Source organism: Leifsonia sp. Leaf336 (assembly GCF_001423695.1).
GTDB lineage: Bacteria > Actinomycetota > Actinomycetes > Actinomycetales > Microbacteriaceae > Leifsonia.
Map to the genome: position 1 here is coordinate 1,724,186 of NZ_LMOZ01000001.1, position 20,001 is coordinate 1,744,186.

Consider the following 20,001-nt stretch of genomic DNA (forward strand, 5'->3'; position numbering starts at 1 on the left):
ATCGGTCCGGAGAGGTGGACGTCATGTGTCGATGGCTCGCATACTCGGGGGAGGCGCTCAAGCCTGCCGTCCTGATCCTGGACGCTCAGCATTCACTCGTCGCCCAGTCCCTGAACTCGCCGCTGGGCGCGGAGACCGTGAACGGCGACGGCTTCGGGTTCGGCTGGTATCCCGAGGGTTCGAAGGCGGGGAGTGTTCCCGCGCTGTTCCATTCGATCGAGCCGGCCTGGCACGACGAGAACCTGCGGGAGCTGACGAACTCGATCGCCAGCCCGTTGTTCTTCGGTCACGTGCGGGCGGCAGGCGGCCCGCCGATCCAGCAGACGAACTGCCATCCCTTCCGGTACGAGAACTGGATGTTCATGCACAACGGCTTCCTCGACGGCTTCACCCAGATGAAGCGCGACCTGGCGTTCTCTGTGGACGAGTCATTGTTCCCGCTGATCCACGGCACCACCGATTCGGAGGTGTTCTTCTACCTGGCACTGACCTTGGGCCTCCAGGACGACCCGATCGGGGCGGTGGGCAAGGCCGTCCGCCGTGTCGAGGAGGTCGGCAAGGCGAAGGGCATCCGCTTCCCGATGCAGGGAACGCTGGCACTGTCCGATGGTGCGACGCTGTGGGCGTTCCGCTATTCGACCGCGCACCGCAGCCGGAGTCTGTACCACTCGGTCGCCATCCCGGAGCTCCGCGAGATGTACCCCGATGCCGCACGGTTGGAGGTGTTCGGCGATAAGGCCAAAGTCGTGGTGTCGGAGCCGCTCAACGACATCCCGGGTGCGTTCGTCGAGGTCGAGGAGTCCACGGTCGCGATCCTGAACGACGACGGCTATCACCACGAGGCGTTCCTGGCCTCCGACGACGATTGAGGTCAGGGCCAGCTCGCCCGGGAGCTCGGGTCAGGGGAGGATCACACCCCCGCCTGCTGCCGTCCAGGAGACCGTCCCACCTGCGAACTTCTGAGTGCAGGTACCGCCGCTGCACGATCCGACCGAAGTCGGCCAACTGAGCACGCCTGCAGAGCCGCCCTTCGTGAAGTAGAAGTCACGGATCCCGCCACTCACCGCGAAGGCGCCTTTCGCGCTGGAGTAGATCGAGCCGCCGTCGAAGACCTGGCCCGTGCCACCGCCGTTGGCGCTGATGGTCAGCACGGAGGTAGTGGGCAGTCCCAGAGCTCCCGAAAGCCCTCCCGCCGCAGTCAGTGCGGGCACATATGCGCCCGTCACCGTGTAGTACCCCGAGGACGCCCGGCCGGCGATCAAGGAGGAGTTCTGGAAGGCTTGAGAACAGCCGCTTCCTCGGTAGGTGCAGACCGGAGCGGCAGTCGGCCACCCCAGCGGGCCGGCTGAGCCGGAAGCGCCGAAGTAGGCGGTGCGGATACCGCCGGAGACGGGGAACGCGCCGGTGTTCACCGTCCAGTAGATCGATCCGTTCGTATACGCCTTGCCGAGTCCTCCTCCGTTCTGCGGAATCCAGATCAGCGCGCTGGTCGCCGGTCCGAGCGAGCCGGTAGCACCGCCCGCCGCCGCGTACGCGGCATCGATCTGCGGCGAGGTCACGGCCGCCCCGCGCGCCGCAGCCCACGAAACCGTCCCGCCGGTGAACAGCTGGGAGCACGACGAGCTGTCGCTGCTGCAGGTCTGCGCGCCGGCCGGCCAGCCGAGGTCTCCGTTCGCGCCACCCTTCGCGAAGTAGAAGTCGCGGACGGCTCCGGAGACGGCGTACAGGCTCGAGCCCGACTTGGCATAGACGGAGGCGATGCTGAAGGCTTGGCCGGTGCCGGCGCCGCTCACGGTCGACATCGTGACGAGATTGCTCGTGGGGTAGCCCCACCCTGAGAACGAACCGGCCGCGGTCCATGCCGTGTAGAGGGATCCCTGCACGATGTACCAGACTCCGCCCGCCGTGTTGTAGATCAGGCCGTACTGGAAGGGTTGCGAACAGCCGCCGTTGGCGAACGGGCACGTCAGGGGGGCCGTCGGCCATCCGAGGTCTCCGGCTGCTCCGCCGCGCGAGAAGAACCCCTCGCGTGTGGCCCCTCCCACGAAATAGGTTCCCGCAGGCGAGGAGTAGATCGCCCCGACGCTGAAGGCCTGCTGGTAACCGCCTCCATTGGAGGCGAGCGGAGCCGTGTCGCTGAGGGGCCATCCATAGACGCCGGCTGCGCCGCTCTGGCCGAAGTAGAAGTCGCGGAGCGCCCCGGCGAGCACGACGTGCGCGCCGCTGGCTGCGCTCCAGTAGATGGACCCATTCGCGAACGCCTGCCCGAAACCGCCCCCGTTCTGGTTGATCCACAGCACGGAGCTGATCGCTGGGCCGAGCGCTCCGGAAGCCCCGCCCACCGCCGCGTACTTCTGAGCGATCGCGGTCGGGCCCGGGGAGCCGAGTGCCAGCTGCGTGAGCTGCGCTTGCGTTCCGTTGAAGATGTCCTGGTCGCCGGCGAACGCCCCGGCGTCCGCGAACTGCCAGATCGTCCAGTTCGACCAGCCGGCGGCGAGAGCACCGGGCGTCGTCGTGCCGTAGCGCGCAACGAACAGGGGATAGGCTCCGAACGTGCTGTTGGAACCGGTGCACGTGTTCCACCAGTTCGCCGTCGAATAGATCACCGGGTTCACTCCGGTGAGCGAGCGCAACGTCGACACGAAGGCGGAGATCCACTGGACCATCGCCCCCTGAGACATCCCCCAGCACGTGCCGGTCCCGTCGGTGCCGTATTCGATGTCGAGCAGGGGCGGGAGCGTGCGGCCGTCGGGCGACCAGCCGCCACCGTTCTGGTAGAAGAACCGCGCCTGGGTGGCGCCGTCGGTGGTGTTCGGGGTCGCGAAGTGATACGCGCCACGGATCATTCCGGCGCTGTAGGCGCCGTTGTATTGCGAGGTGAACTGGCTGCTCGTGTAGTAGGTGCCTTCTGAAGCCTTCACATAAGCGAAACGCGAACCCGCTGCCCACTGGGCAGCCCAATTGATGTTCGTCTGCCAGCCGCTGACATCCTGCCCATAAACACCGCTGACGCTTATCGCGGACGGCGACGCCGCGAAGGACCGGGTCTGAGGCGACGCGCCGCCCTCCGCGGCGGCAACCGTCGAACCCATCGTGTGGTTCTTCGCCGCATTCATTTCGGCGAGACTCGGGTCGGGTTCGGACGTGGCGTCGGGGGAGGTCGTCGTGCCGGCGGTCGGAGCAGGCGTCGCGGTCGGCGTCGGCGTCGGCGTGGCCAGCGGCGCCGGTGCCGGTTCGGTGCTCGGCGACTGCGGGGAAGTCGATGTCGGCGAGGGCGAAGCGGTCGCGGAGAGGGGAGTGGACGAGGGGTCGGCCGTGGCCGCCTGCGCGGGAACCGCACTGACGAGCGCGATCGCGAGCGCACCGGCGAGAAGGGCGCCAATTCTCATAGTGAGCATCCGATCATCTGGGGGTTACCGGTTCAGGGTAGGTCACGCCGGAGCTGGACGCGGGAGGCGGCCGCGTGTGTTCGACCTACTAGAACGAGGAGTCTAGCCGATCCCGATTTCGCGAGCCGTAAACGGGGGCCACGCGAGGGAGCCTATGCGCAGCCATGCGCGAGCAAGGAATGGCAGGTGCGCCGGCCGAGGGGTATCGTCCGGGCTGACGCCTTCGGATGACGGGACGTCCCGATCCGGCAGGGAGAAGCACATGGAACTCAAGGTCGGCGTACTCGCGCTACTCGAAGCGAAGCCCGACAAAGCGGGGGAGCTGAAGGAATTCCTGATCGGGGGCAAAGCCCTGGTCGACCAGGAGCCGGGAACCCGCACGTGGTACGCCTTTCAGATCGACGACACGCATTTCGGCATCTTCGACACGTTCGGCGACGAGGATGCGCGGCACGCGCACCTGAACGGCGCCATCCCGGCGGCTCTCGGCGAGGTGGGTCCGAGTCTGCTGGCGAAGGACCCTGAGCTGAACACGGTCGATTTGCTGGCCGTCAAGCACGAGGAAGACGACTGAGCCGAAGCCAGAGGGGGATGGCGATGACCACCACGGCCAGCCTGGAAACGCGATTCCGCACCCTGGACGGGCTTCGCATACGAACTGCGGAAGCCCGGGGGTCGACGGGCCCGACGCTCCTGTTGACCTCACCCTGGCCGGAAAGCATTCTCGCTTTCACCGGGGTCTGGCAGCGGTTGGCGGAGCGCGCGCGGCTGGTCGCGATCGATCTACCCGGGTTCGGAGCGTCTGAGCGTCGAGACGACCTGCTGTCGCCTCGCGCGATGGGGGAGTTCCTCCTCCGCGTCATCCATGAGGCTGAGCTGGAGTCTCCGTACATCGTCGCTCCGGACGTGGGCACATCCGCCGCGCTCTTCGCGGCCGCATCGGAGCCGTCGTCGATCTCGGGGGTAGTCGTCGGTACGGGCGGTGCGGCCGTTCCCATCCAGCTCGGCGAGCCGCTTGCGTCGTGGGTACTCGATCCCGACCTCGACAAATATCGCGCGATCGATCCTCACCTGATCGTCAATGCGGCCGCCGACACGGTCGCCGGCGGTATACCGGAGAACATCCGAGCCGACTACCTCGCTTGTTACGACGGCGATCGCTTCGTCGAGTCCATGCGGTACGTTCGCCGCTACCCGGAGGAACTGCCGCTGCTCGCCGACCTGCTCCCGGGTATCTCGGTGCCGGTGACCATCATCAACGGAAGCCGCGACCGCGTCGTGCCTGTGGCCAATGCGGAGTACTTGGACGAGCGACTCCCGAACAGCCGCGTCGTGCTCATCGACGGCGGCCACTTCATCTGGGAGGAAGCGCCGGACAGGTACGCGTCAGCTGTCCTTGATGCCATCGCCCCGTCGGGAGGTCGAATTTCGTCGGCGCTCGACTGATTGTGGAGGTCATGCGTCAATGGCCCGCACACTCGGGGACGCGCTCAAGCAGGCGCGAGGACCGTGAACCGCGACGGCTTCGGGTGAGCGGCAAGAGGTCGCCCGCTACGTCGAGGCGCTGGAGTCGCGGGATTGATCCTGTGCGACCTGACTGCTGGGCTCAATCGCTGGCCTCCGTCACATGATGCGATCCGCTGCGGCGAAGTTCAGACGTTGTCGGGGGTCGCTCCACGACATGACGAGCCGGTCATCCTCCGCCGGGAATTGGGAGAAGGTGATCATCGCAGGATTCGTCTCGGTGAGGGTGTCAGCGGCGTTCGTGTTGTTTCCGTAGGGTGAGAAACCCTGCAAAGAGTACGTGGCGTGGATGTGGTCATCGCCAGTCCCGCGCCACGAGACCGCGACGACGACGTCCTTGCCCTCGTGCGCATCCAGGACTGCGATCGCCGGGCCCGAATCACTGGTCTCGTGAAGGGTCTGGCCTTCGCCCGACGCGACTGGTCGGCCGAAGCTGGCGAAATCGGTTTGCTGGCATGAGCGCGTGCGGATCTGATGGTCGGTGCCGGTGAACGCGAGGAAGAGGTAGGAGAATCCAGCGCCGCTCGCATACTGGGCGAGCGACGGCCCGGCGATGCTCCACTCCGGCAGGACGACTTTCGACCAGGTTCGGCCGTCGTCGGGTGAGGTCGCGAGATTGAGTGTGCCAGCTCCGTCCGTGCCCCTCCACGCCACGACCAGCATGCCGAGGTATGACACGAGGGCCGGCGCCCCGTCGCTGCTCTCGTCTGCTACCGGTTGCTTAGTCGACCAGGTGCGTCCCGAATCGGGGGAGGATGCGAACCACAGTCGCTGATCGGCGGCCGCAGCCCAGCACACGAACACGACACCGTGATGGACCGCGAGGGCGGGACCGGCGCTGCTGCCCTCCCAGGGACCATTGGGTCTCAGGAGTTGCTTGTCCCAGGTCGTCCCGCCCGTGTCGGAGCGGCTGATGTTCAGTTTGTGCTGTCCATCCGACCCCGTCCATGCCAGCACGAAGGCGGGAATGCTGGTCGCGGGTGGGACGGCGACGAGCGCGGGAGCGAAGGGACTCGTCTCGGGAAGGGGGACGAACGTTGCAATCGGCATGGTCACTCCTCAGTGGTCACTGGTGTTGGAGCGCGGCGGACGCCGAGGGCCATGAGTGCAGACTATGCCCCTCGGTCTGCTGTCAGGCGACCGAATCGAAACGAGACCGCACCGCCCACGAGTGGTGTGGGTGCATATTCGTGAGCGGCGTGTCAGGTAGTAGACACGTGACCCGCGGAGGAGAGTCACCGTGAGATCGTTAGTCCATGGCAGCAGGCGGCCCCGACGATCATTGGCGCACCGACGTCTTGATCTGGGGGAGGACGGCGTTCGGCGAACCCTCCGACTCGCTCATCAAGGAGATATATCGCTTCGGCGGCCACAAACTTTTAGACGACGACGCGCCTCTCGGCCGAAGACTCTGGGACCTTTGGCCGAGATGGGAGCGGGTGAATCACAAAGCACTTGCACAGCTGGAAATCGATCTGAGCCGAACCCGAGATGAACTTCGACGCGAAGCGGAACTTCGCGGATGGGAGCTCGACTAATGATGGCCATTCGCCGCGAAACGATACGTCCCTCGGAGTGGGCCGTCCTCGGGTGGTGAGGGTGCGTATTCAGCCGCGGCGTATTCGGCCCGGTGAGAGGCCCTAGGATCCGAGAGTGACCGATTTGATGGCTCGTTTCCCGGCGGCCTCCGCGGTACTTGCAGTTCGGTTTCCAACCACGGCGCGTGCAGTACGGTCCTTAGGCGGACCCCGCCTGCCGCCTGCATTCGCTCTCGTGGTCAACGCGAGACAACTGAGCTTCGTCGCATGGCGCACGCAGAGCGTGTTATGGGACCTTCCGGTATCCAGCGCTCAGTCTCTCGCCGTTGCAGAGACGCTGTCTTCGCCACCGCGCGCTGATAGCAGGTCCCTTTGGCTTCGTCATCGGGCTGATATGTGTCATCTTCCGGCGAAGATTGGCAAGGAACGCGAGGAGAGGTTCCGAGGAGCTCGTCAAAGAGGATCTCCCTAGGTGGATGCGAGGTGGCAATTGGTCTGCACCCTCGTCGATTGCAATTCTTGTTACAGGCATCCTGATGATGATCGCTTCGGCCCTCGCGTTCTTGTATGCAGTCCTGCATCTTGTTTGAGATTCAAACTGGTTCTTCCGACGCGAATGCAACCGTTCTGAGCGAAATAGGGGACATCCCGGCTGGGGCATTGGGGAGGTCTGTCTGCAGATTCGCCAATTCGTCCGATACAAGCTGACATAATGTGCATTATCAGCGCATGCGAGCGAGCCTCCATCGATCTGCTTCCGCCCGTCCATACGCTGAACCTGTGTCTAGTGGAGTGGCGGATGCCTACACGCGCCGGTCGGCGGAATACATCACGTTGTTCGGCTCGATGGCCCCGGTGCACCACGCAGACCTCCATCTGGTCTCGACGTGGGCCGACGGGCTCTCCGGTCCCGTGATCGACGCCGGCTGTGGGCCCGGACAGTGGACGAACCACCTCGTCTCACGAGGACATGATGCACGCGGTGTGGACCTGGTTCCCGCGTTCATCGTGCGAGCGCGGAAAGAGTATCCCGGGATCCGCTTCGATGTCGGGCGTCTCGACGACTTGGACGCCTGATCCTCCTCGGTGGCCGGGGTGCTTTCCTGGTACTCGCTGATCCACCGTGAACCGGACGACATCCAGAAACCGCTGCAGGAGTTCGGCCGTGTCCTGCGCCCCCGCGGGGGCCTCCTGATCGGCTTCTTCTCCTGGCCCACTCTCGAGCGCTTCCCGCATGCCGTGATCGACGCATACCGCTGGCCTGTGGCCCGACTCGCCTCGGAGGTGGAGGCTGCCGGATTCGAGGTTGCAGAGACCTATGAGCGGGTGGAGGCGGGCGCTCGCCCGCAAGGCGCGATCGTTGCCCGAAGGCTGGCGCACATCCGTTAGGTCGACAGCCCCGCCTCGGCAACTCCCCCTCCTGCCGGTTGGCTCATGACGAGAGCCACGCCGGAGGCGCGCTAGCGAGGTGTGTCAGACGTGCCGGCCGATGGAGTCCCGTTCCCGAGCATCCGTGCATGCATTTCCTGGGTCAGCGTGTGAATCGTGCGAGTGAGCTCGGTGTTCTCCTCGAGCAGTTTCTGCTGGGCGATGTAGTCGTGGTCAGCTTTCGACTGCTGGAAGGCGGCCTGTCGGTTCTGCCCGATCATGACGAACGTCGACAGGAAGATCGCCTCGAGCGAGACGATGAGTGTCAGCGTCGGCCACGGGCTCTTCTCGATCACGAGCATCCACACCGCGAAAAGCACGATGTGCAGATAGACGAACATCATCGACCCGGCGAACGCCGTGATCGCGTCGGCGATTCGTAGCTGAACGCTTGAAGCGCGGCGTTGAGCTTCGGCGAGCACGGCGGGGTGCAGCTTCTCGTGGGGGGCGTTGGCGAGCAGGCGGCTGGGCCTGAGGAACGGGCGCCGGCTCTCGGGAGCACGTGCGCTGACGGTGGCTGCGGTTCCCCGCGGATTCGGGGATCCGGATGTTCCGTGAGAGGAAGACGGCTGTGACATCGCTCTGCTCCAGTCTCCCGGCGGGTCCCTCCCACCGATGAGGTGAGCGTACTGCGCAGGAGTCAGGCAGACCGCGAAGCCGACCAGGCCGCCTAGCCTCGCGTCTCCGCTTCGCGGTAAGCCGCGATCAGAGCAGGTGCGCCCTGGGTCCACACCGGTCCGTGGCCTGGGATCACGAAGTCGACGTCGAGGCGTGCGAGCTTCTCCAGCGAGACGGACGATTCCGCTTGGTCATCGGTGAACGGCGCGGGCTGCGGTCCAGCCTCGCCGGTCAGCACGCTCCGCGTGGTGAGCTCGTCGCCGACGAACACGGCCCGCACTGCGGGAACATGGATCGCGACGCTCCCGGGCGAATGGCCTGGCATTCCGATGATGACGGGCGCGCCGGGCAGCTCGAGCACATCGCCGTCGGAGACGGGCACGACCTCTTTGACAGCCGGCATGCGCACGCCACCCTTGCGGATCGCGTACGCGAAGAAGCCGAGCACTGGGCCGAGCTTGCGGCGATCCTTCGGCGGCGACGGTGGCTTCTCCCCCATCGCCCGTGCTGCATCGGCGGCGCCCACGTAGACGGGGATGCCGAGCTCTGCGCGCAGCCGCTCGGCGAAGCCGGTGTGATCGCTGTCGCCATGCGTCAGCACGATGCCCTTGATGTCCGCCAGCGGACGGCCCAAGGCGGCGAGCTCCTTCTTCAGATCGTTGTAGTGGCCTGGGAGCCCTGTGTCGATGAGGGTCATTCCGTCGTCGGTGACGACGAGATGGACGGCGACGATGTCGCTGCCGATACGACGAAGACCGGGTGCGAGTTCCATGATGGCTATGCTAGTTAGCTATGGAGAGGAGATGCAAGCATGCCGACTCCCGAGAAGACCTCGCGCACGGCGATCGTGGCCGCGGGCCGTGAGCTCATCGAGCACGGCGGGCTGGACGGTCTGACGATGCAGGCCGTCGCGCAACGCGTCGGGGTGCGCGCCCCGTCGCTGTACAAACGGGTCCGCGATCGGCGCGAACTGCTGGCGCTCGTCGTGGCTGCCACGATCGAAGACCTGACCGATCGTCTCGCGGCGACGTCCGACCAACCCGATCCCACCCGACGGCTCATGGCGCAGGCCGATGCTCTTCGCCGGTTCGCTCACGACCATCCAGTGGGCTTCGGCCTTGTGTTCGCCAGCCACAGCACACCGAGGCCGGAGCCGGTGGCAGTGGCACGCAGCGCCGCGCCTCTGCTCGACGCCGTGACGGCACTCACCGGACCCGACCATGCATTGGCGGGCGCGCGTCTCGTCACGGCGTGGGCGAACGGGTTCATCACGATGGAACTCGGAGGGATGTTCGGCCTCGGCGGCGACGTCGATCACGCCTGGCGATGGGGCCTCAAGCGGATCGTGGCGTCGCTCACGGTCGTCGACGAGTGATCGACGTCGGCGAGTCGCCGACCTCCGGTTGGCTCATGCGCTGGTCCGGCAGCCGGAACGCGAATCGATCCTCGAGTGCGAACCGATACTCGTCGTCGCAGCGGAAACCGCGCAGCCACTGCCGGTCGTCGACCACGCGGAGGTAGAAACCCTTCGGGAACTCCACGTCGTCGCTCAGGGGTGCCGCGGCGACTTTGAGCGCGCCTGCGGGCGATCTGCCCGCGGACAGCACCGAGTCGGGTGCGTTCGCCTGCGAGGTCAGCGCGAGTCGGAGGTACGGACCTGTGTCAGGCGGACACAGTGCGAGCCCGCGGTCGCGAGCCGCCGCGAAGACCTCGGGCAACGTCCCGCCCTTCCGCAGGTCGAAGTCGCCGACCTCGCATTCGACGATACCGATCTCTTCGCGGTCTCGCAGGTCGAAGACGGGATGCTCGAGCAGTGCCTCGGCATGCCCGTTGAGATGAACGTCCCGCGAGAGCAGTGACGCCCGCAGCTGAGCGCGGGTGAGCCCGCCGACCTGAATACGTACGGTCTCCACGTATCCGAGGGGTTGTTGCACGGATCAAGGGTATCCGCCCTTCAGCACGCTGGGCGCTGCTCGGCGAGCTCGAGCTCGGGCGGTGCACGGATCGTAGGATGAAACCGTGAGAGGCAGCCCATCGCGCGACGAGCCGGCAACCGCCGGCAGCTCCGACGGCCTGTCGCGGCGTGGCTGGATCGTCCTCGTGGCTGTCACCGCAGCCGTGGCGGTCGTCTTCGCTGGTGTAGCCGCGTTCGCTCTCGCGCCCACGTCCGGCCACGCGCCCGCAACCGAGTCGTCACCGTCGCCGTCCCAGAACGCCGCAGCGCACCTGAACCTTGCGCCCACTCCCCTGGGCCTTCCGCCCCGTCCGACCTCGACACCGCCGGCCGCGACAGTGCCGTTCCGGTTGGTCGGCACCCTCACGGCGGGTGACTGCGTGCAGACCTACACCTCGAAGACCGCCGTCGCGTACCCGGTGATCGACTGCGCGTCGCCGCACATCGCCCAACTGCTGTCGAAGGGCGAGCTCCCTCAGTCACCGGATGCGGCCTTCCCGGGTAAGAACGCGCTCGACGCGCAGGTCGGCGACCTCTGCGAACAACACCTCGACTGGGACTGGGTCGCTGTCTGGAACGAGGACGTACAGGTCGACCTGCGCTACGCCGACACCGCAGCTTCGTGGGCGTCAGGAGACCGTTCCTACTACTGCTTCGTCTACACGTATTCGCGTCACGAATTGACCGGGAGTGCGGTCGCCTCCCACTGACGCCCGTCAGGCGCCGACGTACTCCGCCAGGTGCTGACCCGTCAGCGTCGAGCGCGTAGCGATGAGCTCGGCCGGGGTGCCCTCGAACACGATCCGGCCGCCGTCGTGCCCGGCCCCGGGGCCGAGGTCGACGATCCAGTCCGCGTGCGCCATCACGGCCTGGTGGTGCTCGATCACGATGACGGACTTGCCGGAGTCCACGAGCCGATCCAGGAGGCCGAGCAGCTGCTCCACGTCGGCCAGGTGCAGGCCCGTCGTCGGCTCGTCGAGCACGTACACGCCACCCTTCTCCGCCATGTGCGTCGCGAGCTTGAGGCGCTGGCGCTCGCCGCCGGACAGAGTCGTGAGCGGCTGGCCGATGGTCAGATAGCCGAGGCCGACGTCGGCAAGGCGCTGCAGGATGGCGTGGGCCGCCGGGAGCTTGGCGTCGCCGACGGCGAAGAACGACTCCGCGTCGTCGACCGACAGCGCAAGGACCTCGCTGATGTCGAGTCCACCGAACCGGTACTCCAGGACCGAGGCGTCGAAGCGCTTGCCCGCGCACACCTCGCAGATCGTCGAGACTCCGGCCATCACGCCCAGATCGGTGTAGATGACGCCGGCGCCGTTGCAGTTCGGGCAGGCGCCCTCCGAGTTGGCGCTGAACAGGGCGGGTTTCACGCCGTTCGCCTTCGCGAAGGCCTTGCGGATCGGTTCCAGCAGCCCCGTGTAGGTCGCCGGGTTGCTGCGCCGCGAGCCGCGGATCGCCGCCTGGTCGATGGAGACGACGTCGTCACGCGTGCCGACCGATCCGTGGATGAGCGAGCTCTTTCCCGATCCCGCCACACCGGTGATGACCACCAGGACACCGAGCGGGATGTCCACATCGACGTTCTGGAGGTTGTGCTCTCGAGCTTCGCGTACCTCCAGCACGCCTGTGCGCGCACGGACGGCGTCCTTGACCGAGGCGCGGTCGTCGAGGTGACGCCCAGTGAGCGTGTTGCTCCCCCGCAATCCTTCGATCGTCCCCTCGTAGACGATCTCTCCCCCGGCCGTCCCCGCGCGTGGTCCCAGATCGACGACATGGTCGGCGATCGCGATCATCTCGGGCTTGTGCTCGACCACGAGCACCGTGTTGCCCTTGTCGCGCAGCTGCACGAGCAGCCCGTTCATCCGCTGCATGTCGTGCGGGTGCAGCCCGACCGACGGCTCGTCGAAGACGTAGGTGATGTCGGTCAGCGACGACCCCAGGTGACGGATCATCTTGGTCCGCTGGGCCTCCCCGCCCGACAGAGTGCCCGAGGGCCGGTCGAGCGAGAGGTACCCGAGGCCGATGTCGACGAAGGAGTCGAGCGTGCTCTGGAGGTTCGCGAGCAGCGGGGCGACCGTCGGCTCGTCGAGCCGCCTGACCCACTCGGCGAGGTCGCTGAGCTGCATCGCGCAGACGTCCGCGATGCTCACGCCGCCGATCAGCGACGACCGCGCTCCTTCGTTGAGCCGGGTCCCGTGACACTCGGGACACGGAGCGAACGTCACCGCGCGCTCCACGAACGCCCGGATGTGCGGTTGCATCGCGTCGACGTCCTTGGACAGCATCGACTTCTGCACCCGCGGCACGAGTCCCTCGTAGGTGAGGTTGATGCCGTTGATCTTGACCTTGAGCGGCTCCTTGTAGAGGAAATCGTGGAGCTCGGTCTCCGAGTAGTCACGGATCGGCTTGTCGGCGTCGAAGAAGCCCGACTCGCTGAACATGCGGACGGACCAGCCATCGGCCGTATAGCCGGGCACGGTGATCGCGCCTCCGCTCAGCGATTTCGTCTCGTCGTAGAGCTGGGTGAGGTCGATCTCGGAGGCCGTGCCCATCCCCTCGCAGCGCGGGCACATCCCTCCGGTCTGCTCGAACGTCCGACGGACCGTGGACCCCTCCTTGCCCTCGATCGTGATGGCGCCGCTCCCCCGCACAGTCGGGATGTTGAACGAGAAAGCCTGCGGCGAGCCGATGTGCGGCTGCCCGAGTCGGCTGAACAGGATGCGCAACATCGCATTCGCGTCGGTGACGGTGCCGACGGTCGACCGCGCGTTGGCGCCCATGCGCTCCTGATCGACGAGGATCGCCGTGGTGAGGCCCTCGAGGACATCGACGTCGGGACGCGCGAGCGACGGCATGAACCCCTGCACGAACGCGCTGTAGGTCTCGTTGATCAGCCGCTGCGACTCGGCGGCGATCGTGCCGAAGACGAGCGAGCTCTTGCCCGAGCCGGAGACGCCGGTGAACACCGTCAGACGACGCTTGGGGAGGTCGACGCTGACGTCCTTCAGGTTGTTCTCCCGCGCGCCGCGCACTCGGATGACGTCGTGGGCGTCCGCCGCTTCGCCGCTCGAGGCGGCGATCGCCGAAGTGGTCGCTGTGGTGGCCGTTGTCATTCGCTGTGCTCCGTCCGCTCGGTCTCCACCTCGATCTAAGCAGGTGCCTCCGACCGCGTCCTCTCCCCCGCGCCCGCCGAATCGCCGAACGGGGTCTGACGCTCACAGCCGATATTCAGTATTGTCTGGGTCACGGCCCGGGAACGCCGTGGCCGCAGACTCTGAAAGGGTGTGCGCGATGTCCTCCACCGATCCACTGCAGTCCGCCGTCCACGAGCTCTCCCTCGACGCCTCCCAGATGACGCGTTCGGCCATCAACAGCATCCGCGCCGTACTCGGGATCAGCGGGGCCGTCGCCGTCATCCTCGGCGTCGTCCTGCTCTTCTGGCCGGCGAAGACCATCGCCGTGCTCGCCGTCTTCCTCGGTATCTACTTCGTGATCGCCGGGATCATGCGCCTCGGTGTCGGGATCTTCGCCCGCGGCATCGGAGGCGGCATCCGCACGCTCAACATCATCCTGGGCGTCCTGCTCGTGTTCGCCGGCATCGTGGCACTCAAGAACGTGTCGACCGCCGCCACCGTGCTCGTCATCTTCGCGCTGGCGTTCATCGGCGTCGGCTGGATCATCGAAGGCATCATGGCGCTGGTCGAGTCCGGGCGCGCTGCATCGTCCGGGTGGGCGATCGCCTACGGGATCCTCAGCATCATCGCCGGTCTCGTCGTGCTCTTCCTGCCCGCGTCGTCCGCGGTCTTCCTCGTCCTCTTCGCGGCGATCGCGCTGATCGTGCTCGGGATCATCGGGATCGTCCGCGCGTTCACCTTCGGCCGCGACGTGCTGAAGGCGACCACTGCCGCTCCGGCGGCCGGCTAGCGACCGCCGGCCCGCACCGGGAGGTGGCGCTGCCACCAATCGAGGATGATCTCGAAGCGCTCCCGACGGTGCCGGGGCCGTCCGCTCCGGCTGAGCTCGTGGTCTTCGCCCGGGAAGATCACGAGTTCGGCCTCCACTCCGTTGCGCTGCAGAGCGGCGTAATAGCGCTCCGCCTGGCCGAGCGGGCATCGAAGGTCGTTGGCCGAGTGCATGACAAGCGTCGGCGTCTCGACCCGGTCGACGACGGCCTGCGGGCTCTGTGCGGCGATCAGGGCCGGGTCGGTGCCCGTGTACTCGTCGCTGAAGAAGCTGCCGATGTCGCTCGTGCCCATGAACGCAGCCGGATCGAGGAAGCCGCGCTCCACGATCGCGGCGGCGAAGCGGTGGTCGTGCGCGATGGTCCACGCCGTCAGGTAGCCGCCGTAGGAGCCTCCCATGATGCCGACGCGCTCGGCGTCGAGGCCGGCCACGTCGGCGCAGGCGCCGTCGAGGAAGTCGAGCACGTCGTCGAGGTCGACCGTCCCCATCCGTTGCCGGATGCTGCGGCCGTGCTTCTGGCCGTACCCGGCCGATCCGCGCGGGTTGCACATCACGACCGCGTAGCCGGCGGCTGCGTACACCTGGGCCTCGTCGAACAGCGCCCCGGTGTAGGCCGCGAACGGTCCGCCGTGGATGTTGAGCAGCACCGGGTGCGGGCCGGCGTCCTGCGGGGCGACGACCCAGCCGTGGATCGGGTAACCGTCGCGGCCCTCCACCGTGAGCTCGCGCGGGGCGATGATGCCCGCCGCGCGCAGTTCGCGCGAGAAGTCCGTGAGCGTGCGCACACCGTCGTCGTCGACGACCGCGACATCCCCGGCGGTCGCGGCGTTCGCGATGCTGGCCACTATCGTTCCGCCCGCGGTGCCGACCCCGTTGACCACGGTCGCTGCGTCGGTGAGGCGTCGCATGGAACCGTCCGCATTGATCTCCGTGAGCACCAACGCCCCACGGCTCCGATCGGTCACGAGCGCGCTGTCGTCGCGGTACGCGACGATCTCCGACTCGGTCAGGTCCACCGCCTCCGGGTCGGTCAGCAGCCGTGGTGCCGAACCCGGGCGATCGATCGCGTACAGCGCGGTGTTCCTGGCGACGAAGTCGCGGCCGTTCTCCCCCACGTCCTGCGCGCTGAAGTAGAGCACGCCGTTGAGCCCGTACGCCACCGCGACGATCGAGAAGCTGCCGTGCTCGCCCGTCGCATCGACGGGGTCGCCACTGCCGTCGAGCGGAACCAGGAAGACGCTCGAACGGAGGTCGTGATCGCGGCTCTCGTGACGAGCCGAGACGAAGGCCAGCGTCCTGCCGTCCGGCGAGAAGGCGATGGTCGTGTCGTCCCAGTCCCCCGAGGTGAGCGCACGCGGCGCGGCGAGGGTCGGGGCGGGCGCGACCGAGCCGTCCGGCTCCGCGACGGGTGAGATCGCGGGCGCGGCCCAGACATCGGGCACCGGCACGACGTAGACGTGCGCGCGGCGGTCGGTGATGTAGCCGAGCCCGTTCTGCTGATATTTCACTGTGTCGATGCGGCGAGGGCGCTCGGCGTCGGGCGCGATGCCGTCGACCGTTCCGTAACGGCCCTGCTCGGGCTCGCGGCTCACGAAGGCCAGGGAGCGGCCGTCCGGCGCCCACGCGAACTCCGTCACGCCGAGCGTGCGGTCCGTGACGACGACGGGCTCGCCTCCGGCGGCATCGACGACGTACAGCTGAGGCGGTGCCTTCGGCGCCGAGCGCAGGAAGGCGATCAGGCGTCCGTCGGGCGAGAACCGCGGTGCGGTGTCGCGGAAGCCGCGCGTGAGTCGCCGCGGCGCCGCGTGACCGGAGAGCGGGATGTTCCAGAGCTGCCCGACGGCGGCGTCGGCGGTGACCGACGGGTGCGTCACGGAGACCACCGCCCGGGCTCCGCCCGGGTGCACGGTGGGTCGCGAGACGCCGGTCAGGAGGTCGAGATCGGCCGCCTTCATTCGGCGACCGGCTCGAAGCTCGACACGTCTCCCACCAGGCGGGTGCGGTCGGCCGGGACCGGTTCGACGGCGGCGGCGGCCACTTCGGCGGCGAACTCGCCGACGTTGTAGAGCCGACCGGCTGCCTCTTTGCGGGCGTCGATGGCGCCCGGGTTGAGTCGGTTGAGCAGCGTCGCCGTGATCGTCCCCTCGATCATGTCGCCCGAGACCACCACGAACTCGATGCCCTTCTCGGCGAGACCGGGCACGAGGGCGCGCAGGGCGTCCTCGCCCGCCCGCTTGCTGAGGGCCACCGCCTCGTATTCAGGCATCGTCGGCGTCGTGCGGATGAAGTGCGCCTGGTGGCTGGTGACGAACACCACACGGGAGCCGGGGCCCATCAGGGGCACGGCGGCGTTCAGAGCGTTCACCTGGGCGTCGCGGTTGAGCTGCATGGCATAGTCCTCGGCCATCCCGGACTCCATGCCGCCCGAGGCGTTGAGCACCAGGATGTCGAGCCCGCCCCACGCGTCGGCCACCGACTGGAACAGGGCCGCGACCGAATCGGGGTCGGTCAGGTCGGCGCCGACGGTGATCGCCGTTCCGCCCTTCTCGCGGATGGCGTCGGCCAGCTTGACGGCGCGCGCCTCCTTGTTGCGGTAGTTGATCGCGACGGACGCGCCGGCGTCGGCGAGGTACTGCACGGTGTCGGCGCCGATGCCTCGAGACGAACCGGTGACGAGGGCGCGCTTGCCGGTGAGGCTGCCCGGCTCGAGCGGGCTGGCGGACGCGGACGGGTTGGACACGGATACTCCTAGAGCGTTGGACGACACGGCTTTCTGAGACTACCAAGTGGGTTCCCTGCGGCCGAGCGCTGTGATGCTAGCTTCGTATTAAGTTAGTGACATAAGCGAATGCTGGGAGGGGGCCGCTGATGGACATCACATCGTTCGCCTGGATCGCATGGCTGGTCCTCATCCTGGTCTTCGTGATCATCGAGATGCTGACGCTCGACTTCGTCTTCCTGATGATCGCGATCGGCAGTCTCGGAGGTCTGATCTCCGGTCTCTTCGGCGCGCCGTGGTGGCTCCAGCTCATCATCGCCGCCGCCCTGTCCGTCGTGCTGCTCTTCGGGATCCGGCCGCCCCTCCTGCACCGGCTCAAGCGCGGAGGCGACCCGACCAAGAGCAATGTGGACGCGCTGATCGGGATGTCCGCGGTCGTCGTCTCGACGGTCTCGCGCACCGCCGGGCTGGTCAAGCTCGCCGTCGGCGAGACGTGGACCGCCCGCCTCGCGACCGCGTCGGGCGGCCCTGCCGAACTCGTTCCGGGCGAGCACGTCATCGTCCTGAGCATCGAGGGCGCGACCGCCGTCGTCGCCCCATCACCTGTGTCGGCGGGAGCCGACGGCCGCACCGAGAGGAGCATCCCGTGACCGAAGTCACCCAGCTCGTCGTGACCATCGTGGTCTCGATCATCATCCTGGTGATCGCGATCTTCGTGCTGGTCACGTTGTTCCGCGCCGTCCGGATCATTCCGCAGGCGCGAGCAGGGGTGGTGGAGCGGCTCGGCCGCTATCACAAGACGCTCACCCCTGGTCTGAACGTGGTCGTCCCGTTCATCGACAAGGTGCGCCCGCTCATCGACCTGCGCGAGCAGGTCGTCTCTTTCCCTCCCCAGCCGGTGATCACCGAGGACAACCTCGTCGTCTCGATCGACACGGTGGTCTACTTCCAGGTCACCGACGCCCGCGCCGCGACGTATGAGATCGCCAACTACCTCGGCGCCGTCGAACAGCTCACCACCACGACGCTCCGTAACGTCGTCGGCGGCTTGAACCTCGAGGCAGCGCTCACCAGCCGCGACAACATCAACGGCCAGCTGCGCCTGGTCCTCGACGAAGCCACCGGCAAGTGGGGCATCCGAGTATCGCGCGTCGAGCTGAAGGCGATCGACCCGCCCGTGTCCATCCAGGACTCGATGGAGAAGCAGATGCGCGCGGAGCGCGACCGACGTGCGCTCATCCTGACGGCCGAGGGAACGAAACAGTCCGAGATCCTCAACGCGGAGGGCATGCGTCAGGCGGCGATCCTCAAGGCGGAGGGCGACGCGAAGGCGTCGGTACTTCGCGCGGAGGGCGAGGCGAAGGCGATCACCACGGTCTTCAGCGCCATCCACGAGGGCAACCCCGACAATCTGCTGCTGGCCTACCAGTACCTGCAGACCCTGCCGAAACTCGCCGAGGGCTCTGCGAACAAACTCTGGGTCATCCCGAGCGAACTCACGGAAGCACTCAAGGGCATCGGTCAGGCGTTCGCGCCGAAGGGCGCGCCGGGCGCTTCTCCTGACGGGCCGGCGATAGTGCCGGCTTCGACTCAGGCCGCTCCCCCGGCGTGACGTTCCTCGACGGGCCGCGGCCGCGCATCATCGCGCACCGCGGCCTCGCGCTCGACGCGCCGGAGAACACCCTCCTCGCCTTCCTGAAGGCGCTGAGCGCCGGCGCGACGCATCTGGAGACCGATGTGCACTGCTCCGTCGACGGAGTCGCCGTGATCAGCCACGATCCGGACCTCACCCGGATCGCCGGTCGCGACCTGCGTGTCGAGCACCTCACCATGGCCGAACTGCGGCGCATCCCGCTCGGGCACGGCCAGAGCCTGCCGTCGCTGGCGGAGGCCCTCGACGCGTTCCCGGAGGCCCGCTTCAACATCGACATCAAGGATGAGCGTGCGGCGGCTCCCGCGGCAAAGGCGATCATCGCGGCGCGCGCCACCGACAGAGTGCTCCTCACGAGCTTCTCGGCCGCGAGGCGGGCGGCGGCCGCGAGCACCCTTCCGGGCGTCGCGGTCTCGCCGTCGGTCTCGGAGTTCGTCCCCGCGCTCGTCGGTGCCAAGCTCGGAATCCGGCGGCTGACGTCACGTGCCCTACGGCCGTTCGCAGCCGTACAGATCCCGGAGCGGCGCGGGCCGCTCCGGCTCGTGACGGCGCGCACGGTCCGCGCGGTGCACCGCGCGGGAGCCGAAGTGCACGTCTGGACGGTCGATGACCTGGCGGCCATGAGCCGGCTGCTCGATCTCGGCGTCGACGGTATCGTCACAAACCGATGCGATCTCTTGAAAGACCTGGTCAGCGCACGGAATTGACGCTGCACCCGGCCGCGACGCTGTGAGCCCACTGAGAGTGAGGGGTCGCGCGGAAAGATAATCCCCAGCTTGTTGGTTTATAAAAGTGAGGATTCGCGCGAAGAGGAGACCACACGATGGCAGATCGCAGTTTGCGCGGAATGAGACTTGGCGCCCAGAGCTTACAAAGCGAAGAAGGCGTCGTCTACTCTCCGCGTTCCCGTTACACCTACCTGTGCCCCGACTGCGGCAAGGAGACCGAAATGGTCTTCTCCGCCGAGGCAGAGGCTCCCGATGCCTGGGAGTGCAAGCACTGCGGCCACGAGGCCCGCTTGCTGATCGACGACAAGCCTGTCGAGATCGACCACTCGGACGTCAAGACGCCCCGCAGCCACTGGGACATGCTCCTGGAACGTCGCACTCGCGCCGAGCTCGAGGAACTCCTCGAGGAGCGCCTGCAGTACCTGCGAGCGCGCCGCGGGACGAGCGAGCACAAGTACTCCGCCTGACCCGGCACCCCGTCTGAGCCCC

Annotated in this window: 20 protein-coding genes; 12 read left to right on the top strand and 8 right to left on the bottom strand. The window is 67.3% G+C overall.

Translation table 11 applies throughout. The features are described 5' to 3' along the window. The first annotated feature begins 23 nt into the window (after positions 1-23). Entirely contained in the window at positions 24-869 is an 846-nt protein-coding gene (locus tag ASF88_RS08275; protein WP_157498255.1) for a class II glutamine amidotransferase, read from the top strand. Between the two features lie 30 nt (positions 870-899). Here the strand turns inward: ASF88_RS08275 and ASF88_RS08280 are convergent, their stop codons facing one another. Then, a complete protein-coding gene (locus tag ASF88_RS08280; protein ID WP_055916266.1) occupies positions 900-3,389 on the bottom strand; it encodes a GH25 family lysozyme in 2,490 nt (829 codons plus the stop codon). Between the two features lie 262 nt (positions 3,390-3,651). Here ASF88_RS08280 and ASF88_RS08285 point away from each other — a divergent pair, with 262 nt between their 5' ends. After that, positions 3,652-3,963, top strand: a complete 312-nt coding sequence (locus tag ASF88_RS08285; protein ID WP_055916268.1) for a putative quinol monooxygenase — start codon at positions 3,652-3,654, stop codon at positions 3,961-3,963. Positions 3,964-3,986: 23 nt separating this feature from the next. Further along, positions 3,987-4,835: an alpha/beta fold hydrolase gene (locus ASF88_RS08290; RefSeq protein ID WP_235493336.1), complete on the top strand. Its 849-nt coding sequence runs from the start codon at positions 3,987-3,989 to the stop codon at positions 4,833-4,835. Positions 4,836-5,012: 177 nt separating this feature from the next. Here the strand turns inward: ASF88_RS08290 and ASF88_RS08295 are convergent, their stop codons facing one another. Next, on the bottom strand, positions 5,013-5,963 hold the full coding sequence (locus tag ASF88_RS08295) for a sialidase family protein (protein WP_055916271.1): 951 nt from the start codon (positions 5,961-5,963) through the stop codon (positions 5,013-5,015). A gap of 1,268 nt (positions 5,964-7,231) precedes the next feature. Between ASF88_RS08295 and ASF88_RS21110 the strand changes: the two genes are divergently transcribed. Both ASF88_RS21110 and ASF88_RS21115 read left to right on the top strand, forming a co-directional pair. Beyond that, complete coding sequence (locus tag ASF88_RS21110; RefSeq protein ID WP_327063234.1) at positions 7,232-7,528, top strand: class I SAM-dependent methyltransferase; 297 nt, start codon at positions 7,232-7,234, stop codon at positions 7,526-7,528. Positions 7,529-7,537: 9 nt separating this feature from the next. After that, entirely contained in the window at positions 7,538-7,840 is a 303-nt protein-coding gene (locus ASF88_RS21115) for a hypothetical protein (protein WP_327063235.1), read from the top strand. Positions 7,841-7,911: 71 nt separating this feature from the next. Here ASF88_RS21115 and ASF88_RS08305 read toward each other — a convergent pair whose 3' ends face one another. Both ASF88_RS08305 and ASF88_RS08310 read right to left on the bottom strand, forming a co-directional pair. Further along, entirely contained in the window at positions 7,912-8,301 is a 390-nt protein-coding gene (locus ASF88_RS08305) for a DUF1003 domain-containing protein (RefSeq protein WP_235493337.1), read from the bottom strand. A 248-nt stretch (positions 8,302-8,549) separates the two neighbouring features. Next, on the bottom strand, positions 8,550-9,269 hold the full coding sequence (locus tag ASF88_RS08310; protein WP_055916273.1) for an MBL fold metallo-hydrolase: 720 nt from the start codon (positions 9,267-9,269) through the stop codon (positions 8,550-8,552). Between the two features lie 39 nt (positions 9,270-9,308). Between ASF88_RS08310 and ASF88_RS08315 the strand changes: the two genes are divergently transcribed. After that, positions 9,309-9,872 carry a TetR/AcrR family transcriptional regulator gene (locus tag ASF88_RS08315; RefSeq protein WP_055916275.1) on the top strand — a complete coding sequence of 188 codons (564 nt, stop codon included), beginning with the start codon at positions 9,309-9,311 and terminating at the stop codon, positions 9,870-9,872. On the opposite strand, the gene ASF88_RS08320 is transcribed toward ASF88_RS08315, so the two are convergent. Further along, positions 9,853-10,431, bottom strand: a complete 579-nt coding sequence (locus ASF88_RS08320) for a hypothetical protein (protein ID WP_200935243.1) — start codon at positions 10,429-10,431, stop codon at positions 9,853-9,855. The two genes, ASF88_RS08315 and ASF88_RS08320, sit on opposite strands and share 20 nt — an antisense overlap. An 85-nt stretch (positions 10,432-10,516) precedes the next feature. Here ASF88_RS08320 and ASF88_RS08325 point away from each other — a divergent pair, with 85 nt between their 5' ends. After that, positions 10,517-11,161, top strand: a complete 645-nt coding sequence (locus ASF88_RS08325; protein WP_055916277.1) for a septum formation family protein — start codon at positions 10,517-10,519, stop codon at positions 11,159-11,161. A 6-nt stretch (positions 11,162-11,167) separates the two neighbouring features. Here ASF88_RS08325 and ASF88_RS08330 read toward each other — a convergent pair whose 3' ends face one another. Continuing rightward, complete coding sequence (locus ASF88_RS08330) at positions 11,168-13,564, bottom strand: ATP-binding cassette domain-containing protein (protein ID WP_055916279.1); 2,397 nt, start codon at positions 13,562-13,564, stop codon at positions 11,168-11,170. Between the two features lie 178 nt (positions 13,565-13,742). Here ASF88_RS08330 and ASF88_RS08335 point away from each other — a divergent pair, with 178 nt between their 5' ends. Then, positions 13,743-14,375 carry an HdeD family acid-resistance protein gene (locus tag ASF88_RS08335; protein WP_055916281.1) on the top strand — a complete coding sequence of 211 codons (633 nt, stop codon included), beginning with the start codon at positions 13,743-13,745 and terminating at the stop codon, positions 14,373-14,375. On the opposite strand, the gene ASF88_RS08340 is transcribed toward ASF88_RS08335, so the two are convergent. Next, on the bottom strand, positions 14,372-16,369 hold the full coding sequence (locus ASF88_RS08340; protein WP_055916284.1) for a S9 family peptidase: 1,998 nt from the start codon (positions 16,367-16,369) through the stop codon (positions 14,372-14,374). The genes ASF88_RS08335 and ASF88_RS08340 overlap by 4 nt on opposite strands. After that, the gene (locus ASF88_RS08345; protein WP_055916285.1) at positions 16,366-17,154 is read right to left on the bottom strand and encodes an SDR family oxidoreductase; all 789 of its coding nucleotides are present in this window, start codon (positions 17,152-17,154) and stop codon (positions 16,366-16,368) included. Before ASF88_RS08345 ends, ASF88_RS08340 begins: the two co-directional genes overlap by 4 nt. A gap of 128 nt (positions 17,155-17,282) precedes the next feature. On the opposite strand from ASF88_RS08345, the gene ASF88_RS08350 reads away from it, so the two are divergent. The 4 genes from ASF88_RS08350 (at position 17,283) to ASF88_RS08365 (ending at position 19,979) form a co-directional block, all read left to right on the top strand. After that, positions 17,283-17,783, top strand: a complete 501-nt coding sequence (locus tag ASF88_RS08350; RefSeq protein WP_055916287.1) for an NfeD family protein — start codon at positions 17,283-17,285, stop codon at positions 17,781-17,783. Further along, on the top strand, positions 17,780-18,745 hold the full coding sequence (locus ASF88_RS08355; protein WP_055916289.1) for an SPFH domain-containing protein: 966 nt from the start codon (positions 17,780-17,782) through the stop codon (positions 18,743-18,745). Before ASF88_RS08350 ends, ASF88_RS08355 begins: the two co-directional genes overlap by 4 nt. Next, positions 18,742-19,491: a glycerophosphodiester phosphodiesterase family protein gene (locus ASF88_RS08360; RefSeq protein ID WP_055916291.1), complete on the top strand. Its 750-nt coding sequence runs from the start codon at positions 18,742-18,744 to the stop codon at positions 19,489-19,491. Before ASF88_RS08355 ends, ASF88_RS08360 begins: the two co-directional genes overlap by 4 nt. A 116-nt stretch (positions 19,492-19,607) precedes the next feature. Next, positions 19,608-19,979 carry an RNA polymerase-binding protein RbpA gene (locus ASF88_RS08365; RefSeq protein WP_055916293.1) on the top strand — a complete coding sequence of 124 codons (372 nt, stop codon included), beginning with the start codon at positions 19,608-19,610 and terminating at the stop codon, positions 19,977-19,979. Positions 19,980-20,001 lie beyond the last annotated feature (22 nt).